This is a genomic window from Hyella patelloides LEGE 07179, from assembly GCF_900659865.1.
Taxonomy (GTDB): domain Bacteria; phylum Cyanobacteriota; class Cyanobacteriia; order Cyanobacteriales; family Xenococcaceae; genus Hyella; species Hyella patelloides.
In genome coordinates this window covers 1-6,995 of record NZ_LR214029.1, presented here as the reverse complement: position 1 = coordinate 6,995, position 6,995 = coordinate 1, and the positions used below count along the sequence as shown (strand labels likewise).

Here is a 6,995-nt window from a genome sequence, read left to right as displayed (position 1 = left end):
ATTTTTTGATAAATAACTCAAGAATTATGGTATTCAAAGTTTGATTTACTGGGAATATCATCTTCTCGACAATAAAGCAATATAAAATATTTTAACTCTTTTGCTTTTTCAATTTTACTTGGCATCAAGTATGAAATAACTACTACTAGGTAAAATACAAGACAAAACAACAAAAAAATCACAAGAATATCTTCTATTTTTAATTGCTTCCAAATAGTTGAAATAATCCCAAGAATAAACGCTAATAAAAATTTTAAATCTGTTTTTCTTGCATTAATTTTATCTGCCAAAACAATATTAATTTCCATATCGGCTAATTCTAAGCAATCTTTAGCTAATTCTTTCCTTTAGAGTAGGACGATCGCTATGTTCGTTTTTTTTATTGCAATCGAGGAATATCTGTTCGTCAATAAATTCAAAATCAACTCCTGATGATAATTTGGCAAAACGGTATTGTTCCTCACTCCACTGACTTTTAGCTGCTCTAACTAGATTGAACCCGCGAAGGTTAGATTCTATCTGCTCGTAGGATAAACTTTCTCTGTAGAGGCGATCGTACTCCGCATCTGTAACAATTTTCATATAACTAAACTAGATAAAAGCTTAATTATAAAGTTTCTCATTAAATAACTAAAACATAAAAAGAAAAAACGGATCGGCATGGTAAGACCATTTCTATAAATTAATTATAAATATAAGCAACAATTTGTGATAATCGATAATCTATGAAACTACAAACTAGAGAATTTTACTTAAAAGTACCAGTTAATTACTCAGTTAATTAAAACTTAGGTTGCCATTTGCCACTGTACCAACGTAATAATACTCTTGCTAATTGACTAGAATCATGGCGAATCGAATTAATCGAGCCTTTTTCATCCATAATGTTAGCAATTACTACTCTACGACCTAACTTAGTAATAGTTTCTCTATCTATATAAACTGGGTGAGAATTTTCTTCTGCGTAGCGTTGCAACAATTCTGGAGAAGGTGCTTTACGGTGTACTAAAACAGCATCAAAGAGTTTTTGAGGACAGATGCGATCGATCGCTTGAATATGATCGGCAACACTGTATTCTTCAGTTTCTCCTGGTTGAGTCATAATGTTGCACACATAGATGCGGGGAACTTTGACTTGGGAAATAGCTGCTGCAATCTCTGGTACTAAGAAATTAGGGATAATGCTAGTATAAAGGCTGCCAGGGCCAATAATGATATAGTCAGCTTCTTCAATAGCAGCGATCGCAGCTGGTAAAGCGGGGGGATTGGCTGGCAGACAACCAATATTACGAATCTTCCCTTTAGCTAGAGGAATATTGGATTCTCCTTCTACTAACCTGCCATCTTCCATTTCTGCCCAGAGGCTAACATCACTTAAGGTAGCAGGTAGTACTGTACCCCTAATAGCTAATACTTGAGAACTCGCTGTTACTGCTTGCTCCAAATCTCCTGTAATTTCACTCATTGCAGTCAGAAATAAGTTTCCAAAACTATGACCGCTTAAACCTGCGCCAGCTTCAAAGCGATATTGAAACAATTCTGTGAGTAATTTTTCTTCATCTGCTAAGGCTGCTAAACAGTTGCGAATATCTCCAGGTGGTAAAACACCAATTTCTCGCCTCAATCTGCCTGATGAGCCTCCATCATCCGCTACGGTAACAATAGCTGTAATATTGTTACTATACTGCTTCAGTCCTCGCAGCAAAGTAGAAAGACCAGTTCCTCCACCAATAGCAACAATTTTGGGACCTCTATTTAAGCGGCGACGAGCTAACAGCATATCTACTAACTCTTCATCACCATTAGGATTTATGGCATTAGTAATTGAGCCTACAGTACGAGATTGACCCCAAAGAACTAAAAAAGCCCCGAAAATTAGTACGAAAGGACCAGAAATATAGTGAGGAACAACGGTAGTCAGAAATTCTAAAGATCGAGAAACCAAACCTAATAAACGATAAATCGGTGTTAGCTTAACCCAAATTGCTCCTCCCAGTACTGCAAGACAAAAACCACTAGCACTAAGTAGTAACCAGCGTTTCACAAATAACCCAGGAGAAAGCCACTTAAACCATCGATTAACTCTGTAGTTATTTCGATTGATTTTATCTATTTTTTTTTTCTTGACGGAGGATACATTGCCCATCTTTTGATCTATAAGAGCTTTTGATATTTACAAAAACAGATACGTTTGATGAAAGATTAACATTTGTTGTTCGTTTTTAGTTGATTGTTAGTTGCTAGAGACACGAAATTTCCCGTCTGTACAGTGATTAGTTGTTAGGATAATCTCAAGCGGGACTTGTCAAGAGATGGGGATAATATGGCTCGTTGTTATTTACTTGCTACTTCGTTCATCCTTCCTGATTCCTCTTTCCTTAAAACAGTTTTCCCTGATAGCCTAAATGTTCGTAAGCTTGGGGAGTAACTATCCTACCGCGATGGGTACGATTGAGATAACCAATTTGTAATAGATAGGGTTCGTAGACTTCTTCAATAGTTTTAGAATCTTCTCCCGTAGCAGCAGCGATCGCTTCTAAACCCACAGGCCCTCCACCAAACTGTTCTACCATAGTGCTTAAAACTAAGCGATCTGTCCAATCTAGACCTTTTTGATCCACATCAAACACATCTAAAGCGATGTTGGCTAGTTTGTCATCAATAGTTGATACTTTTTCTACTTGAGCATAATCGCGTACTCTCTTTAGTAGACGATTAGCAATACGGGGTGTTCCACGGGAACGACGGGCGATTTCGACTGCACCTTCTTGGGTAATGAGAGTTTGTAAAATTTTGGCAGTGCGTTGCACAATAATGGTTAGCTCATCTACTTCATAAAAACGAAGACGTTGAATTAAGCCAAAACGATCGCGTAAAGGAGAGGTTAAAGCCCCTACTTTGGTAGTTGCACCAATGAGAGTAAATCGGGGTAAAGGAATACTACGGGTTTTAGCACTCTGTCCTTTACCAATAGTGACATCAAGACGATAATCTTCCATTGCAGGATAGAGTAATTCCTCTGTCATGCGGTTGAGTCGATGAATTTCATCAATAAATAGCATATCTCCTGGTTTAAGGCTCACTAACAACCCCGTGATATCTCTGGGACGTTCTAGGGCGGGAGCAGCCGTAATTTTGCAATCTACTCCCATTTCTGAGGCTAATATGAGAGACATGGTGGTTTTACCTAAACCTGGAGGACCATAAAGTAATAAATGATCGAGAGATTCTTCTCTAGCTTGAGCAGCAGCGATCCCAATTTTGAGAATTTTTTTGAGTTCTTTTTGCCCGATATAATCTTCCAGGGTTTGAGGACGAATTCCTAGTTCTTGGCAATCGCTTTCTTTTGGGTTGGCTTCTGCGGAAACTAAGCGTTTCTCGGAATGAGATTGCTGTTTAGGAGTAGTTTTTTGTGGCGTGGAAGGGGACTTTGCATTGTTCAAAGACGATCTTTTAATTGCCATTGCTGCTACCTAGAAATACTTTTGTATTGTAACCTCATAATTTGTCTGAGATGGATTAAGACAAAAGTAATCTTCAATTTGCTGTTAGTTGTTTCCTGATGTGGGGAAAACTATGCATATAAAGATTGTTGACTAAAAATGGAAGAAGAACAAATTCTTAAAGCGATCGCACAATGCCTCGCCGATAGTGAAATCGCAGATGTCGATCAATATGAGAGACTGCATTTTCAGATCGTTATGCAAGATGATGTACTTCATTTATATATTAATCGTGAAACTGATGAGGATTGCGATTATCAAAAGTTAACAGATCTTCTTTCTTCAGTAATAATTGATTTAGAAATTGTCGAACCCAAAAAAATCTGGTTTTATAGCCGTATTTTAGGAGAGGTCGAACCAGATTGGCAGACATTAATTGAAATAGAAACAGATAATCTAGCCACTGTAGATACAAACAAAAATCCAGAAATAGAACAAGAATCAGAAAATGTTCCAGAAATCCAACTATTAGCTTCAGAATCTTTGGAATTAGAATCTCAAAAAGATGCTGATATTTTAGTAACAGTAGATGGAGTAGAAAAAGAACCAGAATTTGATTTAGCTCAATACTGCTTTATTCGTAATCAAAGATTATTAAATGCCGAATTGATTCCTCCTCGCCTCAACATTGCTCAACTGATTACTACTTTAGATCGATTTAGTGAATTCAATAGGCGATCGCAATTACTAATTTTAGAAGCTTATTTTCTTAATGCCACTAATCCCGATTTAAGTGATTGTGATTCAGAAGTTAAAGCGTGGTGGACTGATATTCTAGAATTAAGCCCTGATGAAAATCGTAAGCTAGCTATTTGGCTAAGTCGTTACTGTTATAATTCAGAACAAACTCTTGCCATAACAGAAGCAGTTTTTGCAGCCCAAGCTGCAATTGATGATGCTAAAAAAGCAGCTTCCCAAGGGCAAGCACAAGCCAAAAATTCTTCTACCACAGAATATAATCCTAATTTACCGATTTCTGCTGCACAAGGTCAAGATGGAGATACTTCAGCAACCTCTAAGAGACAAAATGGTAAATACAGATCAAAGCCAAAATTTTTCCTTAATCTAGCTTTACCCATTGGTTGGACATTAGTTACTTTAATAATTGTAATTATCGGAATTAATTCGGCTAAATCGACTGCCTTACCAACTATTTGTGATGAGGCAACTGGAGATAAATCTTACTGTTATTTAGCTACAGAAATAGTAAGCGAAAAAATATTAACTGAGTCCACACAAAATAAGCCAGCTTTTAAACCAGAGTCTTTAGATATGAGTTTAGAATACTGCCAAATTTACGGAAACATTGCTGCGGGCTTTGCTTTAAAAGAAGCTTCTTCTTACAATAATCCTCTTTTATCTGTATCTGGAGAAGAAATATTATCGGGTATCTATGTCGTTGATGTGGAACAAGTTAGTCTTGAAGAAGAAAGTACAACTGTAAGAACTGTTTGTATTTTTGAACAAACTGAGACAACATCCTGGCAAAAGGGTATTAATCTTTTAGGTATGGATCAAATCGATCCAGCTTGGCCAGAAGTAGCTTATCAACCCTCAGAAAAACAACAGTCTTTAAATTCTTTAAATCAAGCTTTGGGGGCTTATAGTTTCTTTAGTAATTTTGGTCTTAATACCCTTTTTACAGCAATTATGATCTATGTACTTGCTATTAGTGGAATGGCAATTCGCGCTGATTCTTTAGAAACTATTTATCAAGCATCCTTTATTTTAGGAATTGTCGAATCAATTTTAGCTTATCTGCCTGTTATTGGCTGGTGGGTGCAAGTTCCTTTAGAATGTATTGCTTTAGGTATTACCAGTAGCTGTATTAAAGGATTTCATATTGATTGGAGTGCTGGTTATCGATTTGTATCGGCAACGGCATTGCTCTTAATTGTTTCTCGATTGTTGCTTAATTGGTTATTTTTGGCTTTACTATTTAAGATTTTTAGTTAAGTTGTTTTCTGTGATATATATTCATTAATTCTCTTGAGTTTTATTTTCCCTCTAAAGCTTTAATATAATCGCGGATAGCTTGTTTTTCGTTTTCTTTGACTACATGGGGTAAGACGCTTTTCCAAGCTATGATCTGAGCTTCGGTAGTATCGGGTTTCGTTGCTAAAAATTGAGCTTTCTCTTGATTAAGAGTAACTACTGTTGAGGTTTTACCATGTTGTTGTCGAGCCGATTTAGCTGCTTGAGAGTAAGAATAATGGGCTGCTTGAATATCTCCTAAAAAAATCGATTCATCGATTGCTTTTAAAGTCCAAAGTAGGTGAGAATTTTCTATTTTCTGGGGAGTTGTTTGCAAGATTTGGTTCATCAAGTTTACAGTTTCTTCTGCTTTTCCTGCGTACATAGAGTTAGCAGCTGATAAAGTAAAATAAGCTTCGGTAAATTGCGGATCGCGTTCGGAGATCGCACTAAAATATTCAGAAGTCAAAGAATATCCTGTAGCTTTTCTGGCTGTTTCATCACCAAAATACTGCACAAATTCTAAATAAAAAGAATCAGCAACTAGATTATTAAACCCAAAAGTAGGAATAATTCTTCTTAAATTAAGAGCAGTTTGTAATTCTTTTTCTTGTTTTATATAATCGGGATTTTCTATTTCTGCTGCCACTTTTTGATAGCGATCGCCTTGTAAGAGAATAATCGCGATCGTGCTAATAATAAAAGTAACTAAATAAGTAAAATGCTGTAAATTTATCGATTTTTTGAACCACATTGTAAATTTGTCTGTTATTTTAAGCTGAAAAATAACGGTTTTTTCAGTATAATATCGTAAGCGTATTTATATATACTACCATTTTGTTACAAAATAATCATCTAATGATGATTGACTTTATTATTTCTTGATAAAGATTTAAAGTTTATTAGTGGTTACTTATTCTTCTTTTGTTTTTTGTTGTTAGTGATTATTTATTACCACCTCATAATTAATCTTTCAAATTTCTCTCTTCAAGAGTTACTAATCTACTTTCAATATCTCTGACATCTTCTTTTAATTCGATGAGTAAAGTTGCTAAACGTTCAAACAAAGGATCGCTCCTTCCTATCGCTTGATTGTTGATTACAGGAGGATTATTAAAATTGTCAGAAACAGATTCTCTAGGAGACTTATTAGCAGGTAAATTAGGAGCAGAGCTAGATGGTCTTAAATTTCTGATTTCTGATTCTACACGATTAATTCTTGACCTTAACCTACTGATTTCGGCATTAATACCTGTAATTGATTGAGAGGCTACAGGTTTGTTGTTTGCTATAATCAATATAAAAATTAAGCTAACAACTATAATTATAGTACTAACGTTTGTCCAAATTTTATTAAGTGATTTAACTTTATACATGGCTTTGTATTAAGATCGGCTTGTAAGTTTCTATTGGTTCACACTATCGTTTTATTCAATTCCATAGGGCTTAGTAAAAAAGTTTTTTAGTGAAAAAAGATAATCGGGTAAGTAGCAAGTCAAGGTAATAGGTTCAAGTTTA

At 35.5% G+C, this 6,995-nt stretch carries 7 protein-coding genes; 1 reads left to right on the top strand and 6 read right to left on the bottom strand.

Annotated features, from left to right (window positions below):
• Nucleotides 1-17: 17 nt before the first annotated feature.
• The 4 genes from H1P_RS27125 to ruvB all read right to left on the bottom strand — a co-directional run bounded on the left by H1P_RS27125 (nucleotide 18) and on the right by ruvB (nucleotide 3,464).
• Nucleotides 18-308: a hypothetical protein gene (locus H1P_RS27125; protein WP_144873588.1), complete on the bottom strand. Its 291-nt coding sequence runs from the start codon at nucleotides 306-308 to the stop codon at nucleotides 18-20.
• Between the two features lie 22 nt (nucleotides 309-330).
• Nucleotides 331-582: a hypothetical protein gene (locus H1P_RS27120; RefSeq protein WP_144873585.1), complete on the bottom strand. Its 252-nt coding sequence runs from the start codon at nucleotides 580-582 to the stop codon at nucleotides 331-333.
• Between the two features lie 199 nt (nucleotides 583-781).
• Nucleotides 782-2,146, bottom strand: coding sequence for a gluconeogenesis factor YvcK family protein (locus tag H1P_RS27115; protein ID WP_144873582.1), 1,365 nt, complete (start codon nucleotides 2,144-2,146; stop codon nucleotides 782-784).
• Nucleotides 2,147-2,378: 232 nt separating this feature from the next.
• The gene (ruvB, locus tag H1P_RS27110) at nucleotides 2,379-3,464 is read right to left on the bottom strand and encodes a Holliday junction branch migration DNA helicase RuvB (RefSeq protein WP_144873579.1); all 1,086 of its coding nucleotides are present in this window, start codon (nucleotides 3,462-3,464) and stop codon (nucleotides 2,379-2,381) included.
• A 138-nt stretch (nucleotides 3,465-3,602) separates the two neighbouring features.
• On the opposite strand from ruvB, the gene H1P_RS27105 reads away from it, so the two are divergent.
• Nucleotides 3,603-5,459 carry a hypothetical protein gene (locus H1P_RS27105; protein ID WP_144873576.1) on the top strand — a complete coding sequence of 619 codons (1,857 nt, stop codon included), beginning with the start codon at nucleotides 3,603-3,605 and terminating at the stop codon, nucleotides 5,457-5,459.
• A gap of 40 nt (nucleotides 5,460-5,499) precedes the next feature.
• On the opposite strand, the gene H1P_RS27100 is transcribed toward H1P_RS27105, so the two are convergent.
• Together H1P_RS27100 and H1P_RS27095 are read right to left on the bottom strand one after the other, a co-directional pair.
• Nucleotides 5,500-6,231 carry a hypothetical protein gene (locus tag H1P_RS27100; RefSeq protein WP_144873573.1) on the bottom strand — a complete coding sequence of 244 codons (732 nt, stop codon included), beginning with the start codon at nucleotides 6,229-6,231 and terminating at the stop codon, nucleotides 5,500-5,502.
• 211 nt (nucleotides 6,232-6,442) lie between these two features.
• Entirely contained in the window at nucleotides 6,443-6,775 is a 333-nt protein-coding gene (locus H1P_RS27095; protein ID WP_246141976.1) for a hypothetical protein, read from the bottom strand.
• Nucleotides 6,776-6,995 lie beyond the last annotated feature (220 nt).

Bases quoted from the DNA above. Each gene is read 5' to 3' on its own strand.
- H1P_RS27125 (WP_144873588.1), bottom strand. From the start codon at position 308: ATGGAAATTAATATTGTTTTGGCAGATAAAATTAATGCAAGAAAAACA.
- H1P_RS27120 (WP_144873585.1), bottom strand. From the start codon at position 582: ATGAAAATTGTTACAGATGCGGAGTACGATCGCCTCTACAGAGAAAGT.
- H1P_RS27115 (WP_144873582.1), bottom strand. From the start codon at position 2,146: ATGGGCAATGTATCCTCCGTCAAGAAAAAAAAAATAGATAAAATCAAT.
- ruvB (WP_144873579.1), bottom strand. From the start codon at position 3,464: ATGGCAATTAAAAGATCGTCTTTGAACAATGCAAAGTCCCCTTCCACG.
- H1P_RS27105 (WP_144873576.1), top strand. From the start codon at position 3,603: ATGGAAGAAGAACAAATTCTTAAAGCGATCGCACAATGCCTCGCCGAT.
- H1P_RS27100 (WP_144873573.1), bottom strand. From the start codon at position 6,231: ATGTGGTTCAAAAAATCGATAAATTTACAGCATTTTACTTATTTAGTT.